We start from the raw sequence: 16957 nt of genomic DNA on the forward strand, positions 1-16957 counted from the left end.
CCCCACGCCACCCACGCCACTGGAAGACCCGCCATGGACCTCAAGGAACAGCTCCTCTACGGCCTGCCCGTGTTCCTCGCTCCCATCCTCATCGAGCTGGTGGTGGGGCTCGTGCGGCGCAAGCCGGCCTACCGGCTCAATGACCTGCTCACCAACGTGACGATGAGCCTGCTCACCGTCCTGGGCAGCGTGGTCATCGCGGGCGCCACCTTCGTCTTCTACGGCTACGTCTACAAGCACCACGCCCTCTTCAGCCTGGCGAAGGACTCCGCGTGGACGTGGGTGGTGGCCTTCTTCGCCTACGACTTCTTCTATTACTGGGCGCACCGGATGCACCACACCATGGCGTGGATGTGGGGCGTCCACGTCGCCCACCACTCCGGCGAGGACATGAACTTTGGCCTCGCGGTGCGGCAGAGCGCGCTGGGTGAGCTGACCACGTGGCCCTTCTTCGTGCCCATGGCGCTGCTGGGCATCGCGCCGGAGGTGTTCCTGGGCATCACCGGCATCCAGCTCCTCTTCCAGTACGCCATCCACAACACCTACGTGCCGCCGCTGGGCTGGCTGGAGTACGTGCTCGTCACGCCCTCCCAGCACCGCGTCCACCACAGCCGCAACACGCCGTACATCGACAAGAACTACGGCAACATCCTCGTCGTCTGGGATTTGCTGTTCCGCACCTACCAGCCGGAGCTGAAGGACCAGCCTCCCGTCTACGGCCTGCGCAGCAGCCTGCGCTCGTGGAACCCCCTCACCGCGCACTTCCACTACTTCGTGGAGCTGTTCCAGAAGTCCACCGCCTGCGCGCGGCTGGCCGACAAGGCGCTGTGCTTCATCAAGGGGCCGGACTGGCACCCGCCGTCGCTGCGCCAGGAGCGCTTCACCGGTCCCCCGGATGGCGGTCCGTCCGCCACCTTCAAGAAGTACGACCCTCGCCTGCCCCTGCCCGTCACCGCCTACTGCGTGACACAGTTCTTCAGCCTGGCGGCCAGCATCCTGCTGCTGGCGTGGTACCTGGACACGCTCAGCCTCGTGGCCCGCGCCGTGACGCTGGGGCTGGTCCTCTTCGGTACCTGGAGCCTGGGCGCGCTGATGGACTCGCGCGCCTTCGCGTGGCGGCAGGAGTTCGCGCGGCTGGCGGGTATCGCGCTGCTGGGTCCCGCCCTGGCGCTGATGGAGGGCGTGCCGCTGGTCAGCGCGCTCCCCATCCTGCTCCACCCCGTCCTCAGCGCCGCGTGGCTGCTGCGCTTCCGCGCCGCGTTCCACGAAGGCGCTGACACCTCCACGCGAGGCTCTGGCGCCCTGGCCGCCTGAAAGCCCCGCCCCCTGTTTCGACGTCCCCAACCCACCCGAAAGACATGACCGCGTCCGCACCCGTCACCGGAAGCGCTCCCGCCTTCCACACCTTCCCGCGCCCCCTCGACGTGCGTTGGGTCGGCTCCATCAACGACATCGGCCGGGAGGACTGGCACACCTGCTTCCCACCCACCGACGTGATGCAGTCCTTCGAGCTGCACCAGGCCACCGAGGCCGCCAGCATCGAGGACGTGCGGTTCCACTACCTGGTCCTCCGGAACGAGGGCGCGGTGGTGGCCATCGTCCCCTGCTTCCGCTTCCGGATGTCGCTGACGGTCATCGCCCCGGAGAACGTCAACAAGGTGGTGTCCCAGGTCCGCCGCGCGTTCCCGGACTTCCTCTTCCTGAATGCGTTCGTCATCGGCACGCCCATCGCCATCTGCAAGGACTTGCTGGGCATCCGCACGGACCTGCCGAAGGCGCGGCGTGACGACGTACTGCGCGCCATCTCCCGCGAGGTGATTGCCCGCGCCCGGCACCTGAAGCTGGGCCTGGTCTTCATGAAGGAGTTCACCTCCCAGAAGCTGCCCGAGGTGAAGGACGTGCTGTCCCCGCGCTTCCACTTCGTGGAGAGCGCGGCCACCACCTACCTGTACCTGGGCGAGCCGGGGAAGAGCACCTTCAAGGACCGGCTGCGAAAGAAGTACCGCTCCCTGATGAACAACCGCATGGCCCGCGTCCAGGAGGCGGGCATGCGCTGGGAGACCGTCTCCGACTTCTCACGCTACGCCGCGCAGATGCACCCGCTGTACCTGCAGGTCCTCAACCGCTCGAAGATTCGCTTCGAGACGCTCAGCGTGGACTTCTTCGCCCAGCTGCCCCAGCGCCTGGGCGACCGCGTCTTCGCGCTCCTGTGCTTCAAGGGCGAACAGCTGGTGTCCTTCGAGCTGTTCCTCAAGGACGCGGAGTGGGTCCACCCCATCTACCTGGGCCTGGACTACAGCCTCCGCGACGAGGGCGCGCTGTACTTCAACAGCATCTACAAAATCGTGGAGGTGCTGGAGTCCCAGGGCAAGTCGGTGGTGCAGCTGGGACAGACGAGCTACGCGGTGAAGGCCAGCATCGGCGCGGTGGTGGACCGGCTGTACCTGGCCGTGCACCACACCCACCCGGTGCTGGACACGTTGCTGAAGCGCTTCGGCGCGGAGCTCTTCCCGCCCACGCCCCTGCCTCGCTCGCAGCGCGTGTTCCGGGACATGAAGGAGAACGACGACGGCCTGGCCCGCCATGGCATCCACTTCGAGCGGCTGGACGCGGAGGGTGACGAATGACGGCGAAGGCGGGCATCACCACGAAGGTCGTCGCTCGCATCCGGGACGTGCCCCAGGCGCTGTGGGACGACAAGGTGGCGCGGGGCCACCCCTTCAAGAGCGCCGCGTTCCTCTCCTGCCTGGAGGACTCGTTCCCGGAGCGGAAGTTCGGCTACCTCATCGTGTCGCAAGGCGCGGACGTCGTCGGACTGGCGGTCATCACCGAGGAGCGCCTGGACTTGAGCCTGCTGCTGCCGGAGCAGGTGGGCACGCTGGCCCAGGGCGTGCGCAAGGTGCTGCCCGGCTTCCTGTCGCTGGGCCTGGGCATGGTGGGCACCTTCGAAACGGCGGAGCGGCACTGGTGGTACGACGCGCAGCGCGTTTCCGAGCATGACTTCGCGCGGGCGCTGCTCGCCGCGTGCGACGAGGTGTGTGGCAACGCCGCGCTGCTGCTGGTGCGCGACTTCATGGAGGCCCTGCCCGAGGACGTGCGCCTGGAGTCGTGGTTCCTCCAGCGGGGCTTCAAGCAGGTGGCCAACCACCCCATGGCCATGGTGACGCTGGACGGGCTGAGCAGCGAGGCCCACTTCCAGCGGCTGAAGAAGAAGTCGCGGCAGAACCTGCGCAAGAAGCTGAAGGACGCGGAGGCGCTGGGCTTCCAGGTGGAGCGGGTGCGGGACTTCCGCCCCCTCATCGACGAGTGCTACCCGCTCTACCTCCAGGTCCACGAGGGCGCGTCGGAGTTCAAGCGCAACCCCTTCCCTCGGGCCTTCTTCGAGACCATCGCGGAGCGGATGCCCACCACCAGCAGCTTCCTCACGCTGCGCGACTCGGCCGGGCACCTGATTGCCTTCATCCTCACGGGCACCGGGGGCGGCATCAACAACCCCTTCTGCATCGGCATGGACTACGCCCGGACGGAAGGCACGCCGGCCTACTACCTGATGATGTGGAAGGAAATCGAGCACGCGGCCCACACGGGATGCCGCGTGGTGGACCTGGGCCTCACCAGCTACTTCGTGAAGCAGACGGTGGGCGCGGAGCTGGAGGGCATGACGATGGCCGCCCGCATCCAGTCCGCGTGGCTGCGGCCCCTGCTCAATCCCCTGCTGCCCGCGCTGCTGAGCGAGAAGCAGCCGCAGGAGCGGCGGAAGTTCCGCGTCTCCACCTTCGACGACGACTCGCAGCCCCCCCACTGACCAGGCCGCCTGACCATGCTCCGCTTCGCCTACGGCTGCATTCCCTCCGTCATGTCCCTGTACTTCGCCAACACCCTGGTGCGGCGAGCAGGGCTGAAGCCCGCGTGCATCCTCCTGTCCGCGGGGGGCCTCCGCTTCCAGAAGAAGCGCTACACCCCGGCCCAGGTGCTGCCTGTCTTCCTGAAGCAGTTTGGCCCGCGCTTCACCGGCTACAACGTGCTCGCCGGGCTGAGTGGCTCGCTGCCCTTCAGCATTCCCGCCTCGGGGTTGATGCGCTTCCAGGCGCTCTCCCAGGCATATGGCATTCCGCTGGTCATCAGTGATGACTTCTCCGGAGCGGCCACGGTGAGCGAGCTCGAGCGGCACGGGGTGGAGCTGTTCCTCACCAGCATGTGCGACCAAATCATCCGGGAGCCGCTGCTCAGCCTGCCGCGCCATGGCTGTTTGAACATCCATCCATCACTGCTGCCGGAGTTCCGCGGCGTGGACTCCGTCTTCCAGGCCATGCTGAACGGCGTGTCTGAGATTGGCACGACCCTCCACCGCACCACCGCGCGCATCGATGCGGGCGACGTGCTGGCCCAGAGCGCGTTCACCCGCTCGGCCGCCGATTCCCACCTGGCGCTGACGGCGAAGGCGACCGCCGCGGGCATTGCCCTGCTCGAGCGGCACCTGGAGACGCTGGAGCGCGGTGAGACGCCGGACGCGCGCCCCATCGACGTGAGCCGGGCGCGATATCCCTACCGCTCCTGGCCGGAACGGGAGGAGCTGCGCCGCTTCCACGCCCAGGGGAACACCTTCTGGCGGGCGTCGGACTTCCGCCGCCTCCTCGCCTTCGAGGACGTGCTGGCGGCATGACGCGGCGGAAACGACACGCCGGACGGGAGAGGCTCCCGCCCGGCGAGGGTGCTTCGGACCGCGGACTACTTGCCGCGGATGACGGACTCGCTGTGGATGGTCAGCGCGCTCGCGGCGGCCGTCAGGTCGATGGCCGAGAAGCTGGTGTATGGGTAGTGGCCATCCCCCAGCTCCTCGACGAACTCGACATGGTCGCCGCTGACCTCGCGGCCGTCGAAGTTGAACGTGAAGGCTCCCGGCGTCGCGCTGCGGAAGGACCACACGCAGGCGCCCGTGGGGATGGGGTCATTGAACCCGAAGGTCATGTGGTTGCGGAAGCCGATGTGGATGGGCGTGAAGCGGATGTGGATGTCGTACCAGGACGCGTCCATCGGGAACCAGAGGCCGCGGTTGATGTGCCGGCCCTGGAACTGACCGCCGTTGTACACGTACACGCTATAGGTCGAACCGCCCGGCGTGCCGGTGAACTGCGGATGGAACGTCACCTGGCCCGGCTCACGGCCGATGCCGACCTGGATGGTGCTGACCACCTGCTCGCCATCACGCGCCGCCAGGGCGAAGCCCTGTCCGGCCTTGGCGACGTCCTCGAAGACGGCCTTCTGCTCCCACTGCGTCGCGGCGGCGAAGTTGCTGGAGACGCCGTCGCTGGCGGCCTTCTCCAGGCCGGTGACATTGAGGCCCTTCTCCGTGCGCTCGAGCTTCGCGTTGCCCGTGGCGCAGTTCGTGATGCCGGCGGAGGTCTCAACGCACTGCTGCTTCACAGGGGCTTCCTGGGCCGAAAGCGCGTCAGCCTCGGCAGGCTGCGACTCCTCGCCCTGGCAACCCGCGGCCGTCAGACTCAGGAGTGCTGCCGCCATCAGGCGGCCCGTCAGCTTGATGCTCATGGATGAAAAACCTCTCGTTGGGGGATGACGACTGCCGGGTCTCCGGTGAAGACCCGGAAGCCGCGTCTGCACCCAGCGCGCCAGCGCGTGGCGGACGGCGCCGTCGCTCGGTGAGGGCGCACCGGCCACCCCGCTCGCGAGCACCTGACGTAGCGCGCGGCGTCACAGAAACCCGGCGCCTGTGGCGAGCCCTGTTACACCCCAGGCAGCCATGGAGCGCCATTCATGCGGCTTCATGAAGCCCGGGGCACGGGTCGAACGAGACCCCTTTCGGGTGTGTGCACTGCGGGCTGGCTGGGTCCTGAGATTTCGTACCCACCCACCATATCCCCTATGCTTCGTCACCGTCGCCCGGGAGCCCGGCCGGACTTCCCCCCGGAGGAGGCTGGAACATGAACAGCGCCAGCGTGAATGAATCCCCCACGGATCGTCGTCGCTTTCCTCGGCTCGAGGCGCCGCTCTATGCCCGGCCCGCGCGACTGAGGCGCGTGGACAAGCAGCAGGTGCTGGACGCCAGCCTGGGGGGCGTCCGCATCTACTCCGACGAGCAGTACACCCAGGACTCCGAGTTGGAGCTGGACCTGTTCCTGCGCGACGGCACTTCGCTGGAGTGCAAAGCGCGTGTGGCCTGGACGCGCAAGCTTCCCAAGGACGCGGTGGCGCGCTTTGAAGTCGGCTTGGCCTTCACGGACGTACCGCCGCTGGCCATGGACAAGCTCAAGTCGGTGCTCGTCGTGGATGACGAGGGCGGCCCGGCCGACTCATAGCTTTCCGGCGGCGGGGACGCCCGCCAGGGCTTCCTCCAACACGGCCCGCAGCTCCTGCTCCAACCCTGGCACCGAGGCCCTCCGGAGCGCGCCGCCGCCTCTGAAGAGTGACAGCCCCTCCAGGAATGCGACCACCAGCGCCGCGCGACGCTCCAGGCGTGACGGGCTGAGCCCGGGCGCCAGTTCACGCAGCAACGCCACGACGCCCGCCCGGAAGCCCGCGTAGAAGACGGCGAGCGCGTCCGCGACCATCTCATCCCGTGCGGCGAGCGCCCACAGCTCCGCGAAGAGCTGGTAATGGCGCGGTGACTCCTGGTCCTCCATCAAGGCCTCCACCGCGCGACGAAGCCGCTCCACCGGCGCACGGCCGCCTTCCTCCACCCGCGCATGCACCCGTTGGCTGGCGGCTTCCAGGTAGCGCGCGAGCAGCGCCCGCACCACGTCCTGCTTCGCGGGGAAGTAGTACTGGAGGTTGCCCACGCTGAGCCCCGCCCGCTGAGCCACCCGGCGCAGCGTGAGCCCCGAATGGCCCTCCTCCACCAGTGTGTCGGTGGCCGCATCGAGGATGGACGCCACGCGCTCGGTCCCCTTGGCGTGGACGGCGGTCCCCTCGCGAGGCTTCGACGACGGCAGCTTCCCCCGCGTGGCGCGTGGCATCAGGCCGCCTCCCGGCGCGGTTGTTCGTCGAACCGGACCTGGACGCCGCACCCGCGCAGGGCGGCCAGGGCCTGCTCCGGACGCGCGTCGTGCTCCGGGAACCACACGCCCGCGGCGGGAGGCGGCGCGCCATCCCATCCCAGCAATCGCTCCGTCCCCAGCACCGCGCCCACGGCCGTGAGGTGGGCCTGTCCCTTCGGGTCCACCACCTCGATGCGCAGCGCCCCGCGAGGGCCTTCCACGTCCGCCACCCACGCCGCCTCACCGCCCGTGCCGCTGCTGGCCATCAGCGCACGCCGCACGGACGTCAGGCGGGGATGCTGGAGCAGCCGGAGCAGCCCCACTTGCTGGAGCGCCGCGAGCATCCAGGTGACGGTGCCCGAATCGAATCCCAGCCGCGTCGACACCGTGCGCGCGCCCAGCACCAGCGGCAGCGTGGCCTGCTCGGGCGTGTCGAGCCGGAAGACGCGCGTGGGCCGCCCATCCGGGAACATCACCCGGCGGCCGTCCGTCAGCGGCAACACCTGCCGCTCCTTCCCTCCCTCCGTGATGTCGAAGGCCATCCCCAGCCGGTCCATGTACTCCACCGAGTCCGGCCCCGCCTGGTCCGCCAGGGCGAAGCGGATGCCCACGTCGACGCGCTCGACGCCTCCCACCCGCTCCGACGCGCCCGCGACGAGCCTGGGCACCAGTCCCGCCATCCACGCGGAGCTGAGCAGGACGGGTGCCCGTGGGGGCGTCCCCGACAGCCGCAGCACCGCCGACTTCACACGCGACGTCCAGCGGGTGATGTCGAGCACCGCCACGCCGTCCCGGACCGCCGAGCGCAGCACCGCATCGTCCGGGTCATTGACCAGCGACACCACGGCCCTGGGCCGTCCGGACAGGCACGCCAGCGGGTCGGGCGCCGTCACATCCAGCACCGCTGCCTCCGCGTTCCCCAGCCGCCGGGCCAACGCCTCCGCGGGCTCGCGACGGCGGCCAGCAATGACGAGCGGAAGGTCCGGATGCCGCTCCCGCAGCAACTGCGCGAGCCACGTCCCCACCACGCCGTAGCCCCCCACCAGAACGACACTGTCCTCAGCCACCATTGCGCGCTCCACCCGCCCGGCGTGGGCCATCCACGCTGCCTGGAGCTTTATTAGGTCACTTGACCTATATTTTCACGACAATCGTCCTGGCCGCATGGCCGAGGGGAGCCCACGTCCCTGGCGTCGTGCTCCGGCCCCGACTGGGGCGTGGACGCAGTGGCCGAGCGCATCCTCGGCGCGTGGCGGCAGCGCACTGGCGCCCGGGCATCCTGAAGTCCTGAAGCCACACATCCGCTCGCGATGGTGATGAACCGCCGCGAGCGGACTCGCAACATCACCTTGAGCGCGTCAGCGGCTCGGCCACATTCACGGTGGTGGTGCCGTGCCACACGAGGCCGTACTCGTCCTTGTAGATGTCCAGGTCCACCGTGTGGCTGCCGCCGCTCGCCTCCTGTGGAATGGACTTCGTCATCGTGAAAGTGAAGGCGCCCCCCGGCGGCAGGTTCACACCCCAGTCGGAAAAGGCGGTGTCCCAGGCCGACGGCAGGTTGGAATAGAAGTCGTACCAGACCCAATCACACGACGCGGAGTCATTGTTGGTGACGTTCACCGTCCAGGTGACATCCGTTCCCGGCGCTGCCGTCACCGTCTGCGGTGACAGCGTGACGGTAGGCGACGCGGTGACACAACGCTCGACGATGTCGATGTCCGCCGTGCCCTGCACCGTGTGGCCGTCTCGCGTGGCTGCCAGGCCCACGGCGTACGTGCCGGGCGCCGCGCTGTAGGGCGTGTACGCCTGGAGGCTCAATGACAACGAGGCGGACGCGGCGACAGTGACTTGCGCGGGCAGCCGGTCGGAGCCCCACCCCTGCGGAAGCAGGGCGGAGACCTGGAAGGTGGACGGCGAACACGTAGGCGAGTCGTGGTTGACGAGAACGACCTCGAACTCCGGCCGGCCTCCGGGCCAGGACGTGGGGGCGAAGGACGTCACCTGCACCTCGTGGGGTGCGCGGACGCACGCGGATTGACGGTGCGCGATGCTCACGACGAGGCCCGCGGACGTCGCCGCGTTCACGGTCACGGAGAGGGTGCTGTAGGGGTCGTCCCACGTCGTGCCCGGAAGCAGGGCCGGGTCCGTCCACGACGCCGTCTGCGGCGTGAAGTCGAGCAGGTGCGAGCCACCCTGCGTCGTCGCATCCGCGTAGTGCACGAGCGCGCCGCCGAACACCTGCGGCGCCAGCGTCGCCTCATAGCCCCCCACGGGCTGGCGGTACTCCAACCACAGCCAGTCATTGCTCCCAGGCCGCCGCCGCACCTTGAGCGCCTTCAGCCCGCCCGACGCGACCACGGGCGCGAGGGTGAAGGTGCCGTCCACGCCGTCCACTTCGGCCACGGCGGACGCATCCAGCCAGCCGATGCGTGCCTTCTGCGGCGCCGCGTAGTGGCCCAGGTTCCACCGGCCCATCGTCGAGAAGACATCCCCGTACTCGTCGATGACTCCCGTCGCCCCCGGCAGGCCCAGGGCCTCCGCGCCGAAGTCGCGCGAGCTCGCATGGCCCAACGTGAGGTTGTGCCCCGCCTCGTGCGTCACCAACTCCACGGCACTGTCATGGACCATCATGGACTCCGCCACGAGCCACGACGTGGAGGCCGTCACGGTACCGTCCGCCGTCTGCACCTGCCCACAGGACACCGTTGCCTGACCGGCGTAGGAACAGCCCGCCTCCGGGCGTGGGTGGACGATGAAGATGCGGTCGTACTGCGTGAAGTCCACGTCCGCGTCCGCCGCCCGCACCGCGGCCTCACGCATGGCCGCGCCTTCACTGCACGAATAGGCGCGGTCCAGCGTGTACCCGCTCACCACGTCGCCCGCGGTGGTGGTGCGGCCCTCGGACACCTCGCTCCAGTAATCCGCCAGGGAACGGCGCGTCGTGGAGAAGAACACGTCGTGGACCGCCTGCGGGGTGAGGCCGGGCCGGGCCATGCCGGGGAACTCCGTCATGATGACCAGGCTGCGCTGCACGCCGCTGACGCCACACGCGCTCGCCGTGCTCAGCGAGGACGCGGCATGGGTGTCCACGTCCACGCCCTGGGCGATGAGCTGGCCGCCCTGCTCGCGCCCACGCACCTTCACCTGGAGCCCGCTGCGAAGTCCCGGCGGCGCGCCGTGTTCGAAGCGCACCTGGCGGTGCTGGTTCCCCTGCTTCACGAAGTACTCTTCCCACGACGCGGCGGGCGAGGGCGGGTCCACCACCACGACCTCCAGTTCCCCCTCCCATGACTCCTGGCGGCTCACCGTTTCGTGTGGCGGCAACCCGTCCTGCGCTTCATCCACGTCGGAAACCTGCGCGCTACAGGCCACGAGCCATACGGCCGATACCATGCTCCACGTGCGGGACATTTCCCCTCCGGAGAACGGCGGCCCGGAACGGGTCGCCGCGCGCCTTGTGCACGGGGCGATGCAGTCGCGCAACGCATCCCCGACGAAGCCACGAGGAATTCACGCGGAACGGATTGGAGACGCGGCGCGGTTCGCTCGCGAGCGAGGTCTGATCGCTCACGGAGCGGCGGCTGCGCTCAGCGCCCGGGCGGGATGCCCAGGTCCAGCGGCGCACGCTGACTTCGATGTGGTGGCGCACCGAGACGCCCAACGGCCCCGGGGTGACGCCCGTCTCCACCTTGAGGGTCTTCTTGTCGGGGTCGTCGCGACCCGCCTTCGCCACCACGGGCTGGGCTCCAGGGACACCGGTGCCCGAGCCATCGCCTTCGGTCCGGCCCTGGACTGCGATGCCTGCCTGGGGCTGGGGGCCCGATGGGGCGCTGGCACGCGGCCACGTGGATGCAATGGAGGGGGTGCCTACCCGTCCGCCGCCCGGGCTGAGGGAAAGGCACGATGGGCACTCCGCCAGGACCGCCCCACTTTGTGAGGCATGGGTTCAATGGAGGAGGACGCCCCGGAGGTGTCGGCCGCCCTGCTGGAGGGCATCCGAGCCGCCGCGCTCCCCGTGTCGGGCCGCGCTTCGGACCTGGACCCGCTCATCGAGAGCATCGGTGATGCGCGGTTCGTCCTGCTGGGCGAGGCCACACACGGGACACACGAGTTCTACCAGGCACGCGCAACCCTTACCCGCCGCCTCATCGCCGAGCAGGGCTTCCGCGCGCTGGTGGTGGAGGCCGACTGGCCGGCCGCCCTCCGTGCCGACGCGTTCGTGCGGGGAAACGGGCAGGACACGACGGCCGCTGGCGCCCTGGGCAACTTCCAGCGATTCCCGCGGTGGATGTGGCGCAACCGGGAGATGGAGGAGCTGGTCACCTGGATGCGCGCCCACAACGCCACGGTGCCGCCGGAGCAGCGTGCGGGCTTCTACGGCATGGACCTGTACAGCCTTCACGACTCCATGCGGGAGGTGGTGGCCTGGCTGGACACGGTGGACCCGGATGCCGCGCAGCGGGCCCGCGAGCGCTACGCCTGCTTCGACCACTTCGGCCCCGAACCCCACGTCTATGGCCAGTCCACCACGTCGGGGCAGGCGGACTCGTGCGAGGAGCAGGTCTGGGCCCAGTTCGTGGAGTTGCAGCGGCGGAGGACTCGAGGGCCCGAGGACGCGGACGCCCGCTTCCACGCCGAGCAGAACGCCCGGCTCGTCGCCAACGCGGAGGCGTACTACCGCGCCGTGTATGCGGGCCGGCACGAAGGCTGGAACCTGCGTGACACGCACATGGCGGACACGGTGGACGCGCTCGCGGCGCACCTGTCGCGCAGCGGTCCACCGGCCCGGTTGGTCATCTGGGCGCACAACTCCCACCTGGGTGATGCCCGCGCCACGCAGCTGGGTGACCAGGGGGAGCTCAACGTGGGCCAGCTCCTGCGCGAACGGCACGGCGCGGCCACCTACAACGTGGGCTTCACCACATACACGGGCGTGGTCATCGCCGCGCATGAATGGGACGAGCCCGGCCTGCGACGCCGCATCCAGCCCGCCATGTCCGGCAGCTACGAGCGCCTGTTCCACGACGTGGGCATGCCCGCGTTCCTGCTGCGCATGGCCGAGCTGGGCGAAGCGGCGGGCGGCCTGCACGAGCGCCGCCTGGAGCGCGCCATCGGCGTGGTGTACGCGCCGCGCACCGAGCGGTGGAGCCACTACTTCCACGCGAACCTGCCCGCGCAGTTCGACGCGGTGCTGCACTACGACGAGACGCGGGCATTGCGCCCGTTGGACTCGGATGCCGGGCACGGGGAGGAGGACGCGCCCGACACGTATCCCTTCGGGTTGTGAGGAGGCTAGTTCGCCTGAGCGGGCGCCCGCTCCTTGATGGGCGGCGTCTGCGGCGAGGGCACCTTCGCCGGCGGCGCCTTCCAGGTGGAGGACTTCCCGGGCGTCTTCTGGCCCCGGGCCAGGTGCCGCTCGATGCGCCGCTTCACCTCCGGCAGCACGTCGTTGGGGATGGGGATGGAAAGGTTGTACTGGGCAATCTTCCAGGTGCCGGCGTCCTTCACCAGCACGCCGCTGCCGCGGCTGGGGCCCAGGTTGGGCGTGTCCAACGCCTCGTCGAACCAGGCCACCGCGCCATCCTTCGAGAGGAAGATGTGGCGTGACGTCGCCTTGAAGCTCCAGGCCTTGCCCTTGGAGAAGTACGGCTTCGCCCAGGCGCGGAATTCGTCACGGGTCCAACGCTCGGTCGCGTCGGTGCCCAGGTACACCGCGTCGTCGGTGAAGTGGCCGAAGTAACGCGCCTCGTCCGCGGCGGCGGCGGCCTGGTGCCAATCATCCAGGACGGCGGTGATGGCTGCCTTCGGGTCGGCGGGGGCCGTGTTCGCGGGAGTAGAGGCGAGCACGAAGAGGAGCAAGGAAACGGTAGGCACGCGGAAGACCTCGTCAGGCGGGGCGTTCAAGGTATGAAGCGGCACGGCCCACCCCGCGTCAAGGCGAACGGGGCGGCGAGAAAGGCACGAATCGCATGGTCCTCGAGAGTTTCCTGGTGGGTGAGGGCGATGTGCCCACGGTGATGCTGCACGGCTTCCTGGGCACGGGGCGCAATCTGCGCTCGCTGGCGGCGGCGTGGAGCGCGGCGGACCCGAGCCGGCGCATCCTCCTGCCGGACCTCACCGGGCACGGGACGTCCCCTGCCCTGCCGGCGAACTCGGACCTCTACAGCATGGCCCGGGACGTGGTGGACACGGCGCGTGCACAGGGCTTCCAGGGTCCGTTCGACTGGGTGGGGCATTCGCTGGGAGGGAGGGTGACGCTCGCGGCGAGCCTCAATGTCCCGGAGGCCGTCCGGAGCGTGGCCCTCCTGGACATCGCACCGGGGCCTGTCCCGGGCGACTTGTCGGAGAGTGGCAAGGTGCTGGGCATCCTGCTCCAGGCTCCGGCCCAGGCGGAGAACCGCCGGGCGATGCGCGCGGAGCTCACGGGCCGTGGCTTGTCGGAGCCACTGGCGGACTGGCTGCTGATGAACCTGGTGACGGTGGAGAACGGCGTGCGCTGGCGCTTCGACCGGCAGGCACTGGCGGGCCTGCACTCGCGCGTGAATGACACGGACCTGTGGACAGCGGTGGAGCGCAAGGACGGGCCGCCGATGCGATGCCTTCGGGGTGGCCGCTCGAAGTACGTGAGCGACGCGGACGTGGAGCGCCTGGTGGCCGCGGGATGCCCGGTGGAGACGCTGCCGGAGGCCGGGCACTTCGTCCACGTGGACGCGCCGCAGGCGGTGTTGGCGTGGCTGCGCTGAGCGACTGCTGAACCTGGAGGATGCGCCTCAGATGCGCACCCCCAGCAGCAGGCCGGGCCACATCCGGACGCCGCCGGGGCCACGGCCCAGCTTCCACTGCGGCAGCCAGCTCACGTCGCGGTCCTCGTCCTGGGACGACGGGTCGTACGCGTTGAGGGACACACCGCCGAAGAGCGCGAAGCGCCGCTTGAGCTCCCACCCCAGCGTGGCGCGCATCCGGAACAGCGTGTTCTTGGGCCCCGAACCATAGAAGTTCGGCTGCCAGCTGCCGTACGACAGGTCCACGTCCAGCGAATAGCGGTCCGCCGCATCCAGCGGGACGTGCACGCCCAGGCCCATGTTGAGGAAGGTCCGCAGCGAGTCCTCGCCAATCCCCACGCCCGTGGTGGCCAGCACATAGACGGTCCGGCTCCCATACTTGATGCCCACCGACAGGGGCATGACGTCGTCGGCGGAGAGCTCCAGCACGAAGCGCCCCTTGCGCACGATGCTCAAGAAGCCGATGGGCACCGACACGTCATCCGCGATGTTGATGAACCCCAGCTGCACGCCGCGCACCTCGGCCGCCACGTTGATGAGGCCCACCTGCGCGCCCGCGACATCCCCGGAGATGTTGATGAGGCCCACCTGCGCGCCGGCAAGTTGCTCCGCCAGGTTGATGCCGACGGCCGCCTGCACGCCACGGAGGCGCGCCGCCGCGCGGTTCGCCGTGGTGCTCACCTGGAAGCCCGTGAAGTCCCGCTCGACCATGTTGAAGACGGCAGACACCTGCCCGCCCGTCCCGCCACCGAAGGCGAGGTTGCCGCCGAACGCCGTCTGGAGACCGAAAATCTCCCCGCCCGCCACGTTCGCCACGCCCGACACCTGGAACCCCTCCACCGTCCCGTCCACCCACCCCACGCCGGCGGACACGCCCACCCCCTGAAGCTGCATCGAGCGCACGCCCAGCACGCCCACCGACAGGTGGTTGCGCCCGCCGCCTCCCCACAGCGAGGTGGTGGCCAGCGGCGGCACCAGCGACAGGTTGAAGGGCACGGAGGGCATGTCGCCGAGGACGACCGGCTCGCCGGTGGACAGGGCCTCGGCCCGCATGTCCGTCCCGCCTCGCGCCGCCGTGCGCGTGAGTGTCATGGGAACGAAGTGCTCGGCGCGCAGCTCCGAGCCCCCCTTCGGCGACACCGTCAACTCCGCCTCGAACCGCTGCGAGGGACGCTCCAGCACGACCTGATAGCGCCCCGCCTCCAGCCCCAGCGCCAGGCGCCGGCCCGCGGGCTTCTGAAGCTCCGCGACCAGCTGGTTGCCCCAGTCGCGCACGAAGAGGCGGCCCTGCACGTCCTCCGCCACCGTGAGCCGCACGCGCGAGGTGCGCAGGTCCGTCAGCACCAGGTCGCCGCTGCCCGCCAGCTGGATGTCATAGGCCGCGTGCTGCGGACCGCCCTGCGAGCGCTCCGTGCGCGCCAGCGTTTCATGGAAGGCGAACTGGTAGGCCTCGTGCAGGGTGACGCGGCCGTCACCGCTGGCGTCCGCCGCGCCGCGCAGGCCCGTCACCAGGAAGTGCGTGAAGAAGGACGCGCCAATGGTGTCCGACTCCTGCGCCACTTCATCCGCGGAGCTGGAGGCGAGGTACGCGTGGCCCCGCACCTGCGACGCCGCGTCCATGAGGAAGCCCGGCCGGTGCACCCCACCCTTGAAGCGCGTCACCGCGCCGGAGCCGCACGAGTCCAGAATCGCGATGCGCACGTCCACGGGCACCGCGCCCAGCCCCTGCTTCAGCGCCGCGTAGGTCAGCCGCTCACCGCGCGGCAGCAGCCCCTCCGCGTCCGAGTGGCCCGAGTAATAGAGCACCAGCTCGCTGCGAACGCCGTCGGCGGCGGCGGCCTCCACCAGCACCCGCATCCGCTCCAGCGCGCCCAGCAGGCCCTTCCGGTCCGCCTCCAGCAGCAGCACGCGGTCCGCCACCGCCACGCCGCCCAATTCCCCCAGCACGCGGGACATGGCCAGCGCATCCGAGCCCGCGTAGCGCAGCCGCTCGCGTCCCTCACCGCCCTCGCTGGAGCCCACGAGCAGCGCGAAGCGGCGCAGCGTCACCGGGGGCTCCTCCGCCGGGGGCGGCGTGGCCGCGGCGGACACCGTGGCCCACACGCCCAGGCAGGCGGCGGCCAGCAGACCGCACCGGCGGCCCCATTCCCCAGCAGTGGTGCGTCTCATCATCCGCGTTCCACCCCACGCGTCAGGCCCGGCCCGGCCTCAAGCGAGTCCCCTCGGCATATCTCGACTGGAGGCCGGCGAGCGAGCCCGGCTCACGGGCTCCAGAGCGCCCGCCGCACCAACCAGGAACTGCCGCCCCGGCCATCCCGCACCACCGCCCAGAACGTCACCTCTTGCGCCTGCGCGCCCTCTGGCGGCTCCCACTCCGTGCGGTGCCGGCCTTCCTGCCCGCCGAAGGACGAGCCACCCGTCTCCTGCGGCGAGAACTCGCCCAGCGTCGCGTGCCACGAAATCTCCCAGCTCTCCCGCAGCGTCACCGCCTCCAGCCGCAGCCCGGGCACCACGTACGTCTCCTGCAAGGCCACCACGTCCTCGGACGTCACCACGAAGGGCCCGGCGCCCCGCAGCTCCAGCGGCGCCTCCGCGGCCCAGGCCACGTCGTCCACGCGCAGGCCCGGAATCACCGGCTGCACGTTGGCCCGCATCCCCTCCACGGCCGGGCACCAGAAGACCATCAGCTTCTGCGCATACACCCGCTCCTCCCCCGCCTGCGTGAAGAGGACCAGCGGCATGCGCAGGCCGCCCAGCCCCCGGTAGGGGTCCAGCGCCTGCACCCGCGCCAGCAGCGGCGTGTCATCCGCCAGCGTGGCCGCGCCCGGTTGGATGCTGAGCGTCAGCTCACCGGGCGCGGTGGCGCCCTCCGCGAGCAGCACGCGGTTGGACTCGTTCGCGCACGTCCGGTCCTCGGGGTCCGCGCACGCCCACAACGTGTATTGGATGGGACGGCCCTCGCCCGCCGGGTCCACCAGCAGCGCGCGGTATGTCACGGGCTCGGAGAGTTCATCCAGCGTCGCCGGGTTGAGCTCACAAGCAGACGCCATGAACTCCGGCGGCTCCGTGGCGAGGCCGAGCACACGGAAGTCGTGGACGCGCGAAGGCTGGTCCTCGACGTCGACACACGCGGTGGCCCCCAGCAGCAGCAACAGGCCGCCATACTCGAGCAGGGTCTTCATC

At 70.0% G+C, this 16957-nt stretch carries 15 protein-coding genes; 7 read left to right on the top strand and 8 right to left on the bottom strand.

Going from position 1 to position 16957, the window contains the following annotated elements; translation table 11 throughout:
- Positions 1–33: 33 nt before the first annotated feature.
- Genes BLU09_RS03965 through BLU09_RS03980 form a run of 4 tightly spaced genes read left to right on the top strand, consistent with a single transcriptional unit; the run spans position 34 to position 4663 of the window.
- The gene (locus BLU09_RS03965; RefSeq protein ID WP_090485605.1) at positions 34–1314 is read left to right on the top strand and encodes a sterol desaturase family protein; all 1281 of its coding nucleotides are present in this window, start codon (positions 34–36) and stop codon (positions 1312–1314) included.
- A 44-nt stretch (positions 1315–1358) separates the two neighbouring features.
- Complete coding sequence (locus BLU09_RS03970) at positions 1359–2627, top strand: GNAT family N-acetyltransferase (protein ID WP_090485608.1); 1269 nt, start codon at positions 1359–1361, stop codon at positions 2625–2627.
- Entirely contained in the window at positions 2624–3805 is a 1182-nt protein-coding gene (locus tag BLU09_RS03975) for a GNAT family N-acetyltransferase (protein ID WP_244171391.1), read from the top strand. Before BLU09_RS03970 ends, BLU09_RS03975 begins: the two co-directional genes overlap by 4 nt.
- 15 nt (positions 3806–3820) lie before the next feature.
- Positions 3821–4663 carry a formyl transferase gene (locus BLU09_RS03980; RefSeq protein ID WP_090485611.1) on the top strand — a complete coding sequence of 281 codons (843 nt, stop codon included), beginning with the start codon at positions 3821–3823 and terminating at the stop codon, positions 4661–4663.
- A 65-nt stretch (positions 4664–4728) separates the two neighbouring features.
- On the opposite strand, the gene BLU09_RS03985 is transcribed toward BLU09_RS03980, so the two are convergent.
- Entirely contained in the window at positions 4729–5547 is an 819-nt protein-coding gene (locus BLU09_RS03985) for a hypothetical protein (protein ID WP_090485614.1), read from the bottom strand.
- 392 nt (positions 5548–5939) lie between these two features.
- Between BLU09_RS03985 and BLU09_RS03990 the strand changes: the two genes are divergently transcribed.
- Complete coding sequence (locus BLU09_RS03990) at positions 5940–6314, top strand: PilZ domain-containing protein (protein WP_244171392.1); 375 nt, start codon at positions 5940–5942, stop codon at positions 6312–6314.
- On the opposite strand, the gene BLU09_RS03995 is transcribed toward BLU09_RS03990, so the two are convergent.
- The 4 genes from BLU09_RS03995 to BLU09_RS38645 all read right to left on the bottom strand — a co-directional run bounded on the left by BLU09_RS03995 (position 6309) and on the right by BLU09_RS38645 (position 10728).
- Entirely contained in the window at positions 6309–6971 is a 663-nt protein-coding gene (locus BLU09_RS03995) for a TetR/AcrR family transcriptional regulator (RefSeq protein WP_090485617.1), read from the bottom strand. The genes BLU09_RS03990 and BLU09_RS03995 overlap by 6 nt on opposite strands.
- Positions 6971–8062, bottom strand: coding sequence for a saccharopine dehydrogenase NADP-binding domain-containing protein (locus tag BLU09_RS04000; RefSeq protein WP_090485620.1), 1092 nt, complete (start codon positions 8060–8062; stop codon positions 6971–6973). The genes BLU09_RS03995 and BLU09_RS04000 overlap by 1 nt, the downstream gene beginning before the upstream one ends.
- A 274-nt stretch (positions 8063–8336) precedes the next feature.
- Positions 8337–10337, bottom strand: coding sequence for a M6 family metalloprotease domain-containing protein (locus tag BLU09_RS04005; protein ID WP_244171393.1), 2001 nt, complete (start codon positions 10335–10337; stop codon positions 8337–8339).
- Positions 10338–10353: 16 nt separating this feature from the next.
- Positions 10354–10728, bottom strand: a complete 375-nt coding sequence (locus BLU09_RS38645; protein WP_147093048.1) for a hypothetical protein — start codon at positions 10726–10728, stop codon at positions 10354–10356.
- 204 nt (positions 10729–10932) lie between these two features.
- Between BLU09_RS38645 and BLU09_RS04010 the strand changes: the two genes are divergently transcribed.
- Positions 10933–12279 (top strand): erythromycin esterase family protein, encoded by a 1347-nt coding sequence (locus tag BLU09_RS04010; RefSeq protein ID WP_090485625.1) that lies wholly within the window; start codon positions 10933–10935, stop codon positions 12277–12279.
- A gap of 5 nt (positions 12280–12284) precedes the next feature.
- Here the strand turns inward: BLU09_RS04010 and BLU09_RS04015 are convergent, their stop codons facing one another.
- Complete coding sequence (locus BLU09_RS04015; protein ID WP_373284080.1) at positions 12285–12866, bottom strand: nuclear transport factor 2 family protein; 582 nt, start codon at positions 12864–12866, stop codon at positions 12285–12287.
- 95 nt (positions 12867–12961) lie between these two features.
- Here BLU09_RS04015 and BLU09_RS04020 point away from each other — a divergent pair, with 95 nt between their 5' ends.
- Complete coding sequence (locus tag BLU09_RS04020; protein WP_090485630.1) at positions 12962–13735, top strand: alpha/beta fold hydrolase; 774 nt, start codon at positions 12962–12964, stop codon at positions 13733–13735.
- A 27-nt stretch (positions 13736–13762) separates the two neighbouring features.
- Here the strand turns inward: BLU09_RS04020 and BLU09_RS04025 are convergent, their stop codons facing one another.
- Positions 13763–15946, bottom strand: a complete 2184-nt coding sequence (locus BLU09_RS04025; protein ID WP_090485633.1) for a caspase family protein — start codon at positions 15944–15946, stop codon at positions 13763–13765.
- A gap of 89 nt (positions 15947–16035) precedes the next feature.
- On the bottom strand, positions 16036–16956 hold the full coding sequence (locus BLU09_RS04030) for a hypothetical protein (RefSeq protein WP_090485636.1): 921 nt from the start codon (positions 16954–16956) through the stop codon (positions 16036–16038).
- Position 16957 lies beyond the last annotated feature (1 nt).

This window comes from Myxococcus virescens (assembly GCF_900101905.1).
Taxonomy (GTDB): domain Bacteria; phylum Myxococcota; class Myxococcia; order Myxococcales; family Myxococcaceae; genus Myxococcus; species Myxococcus virescens.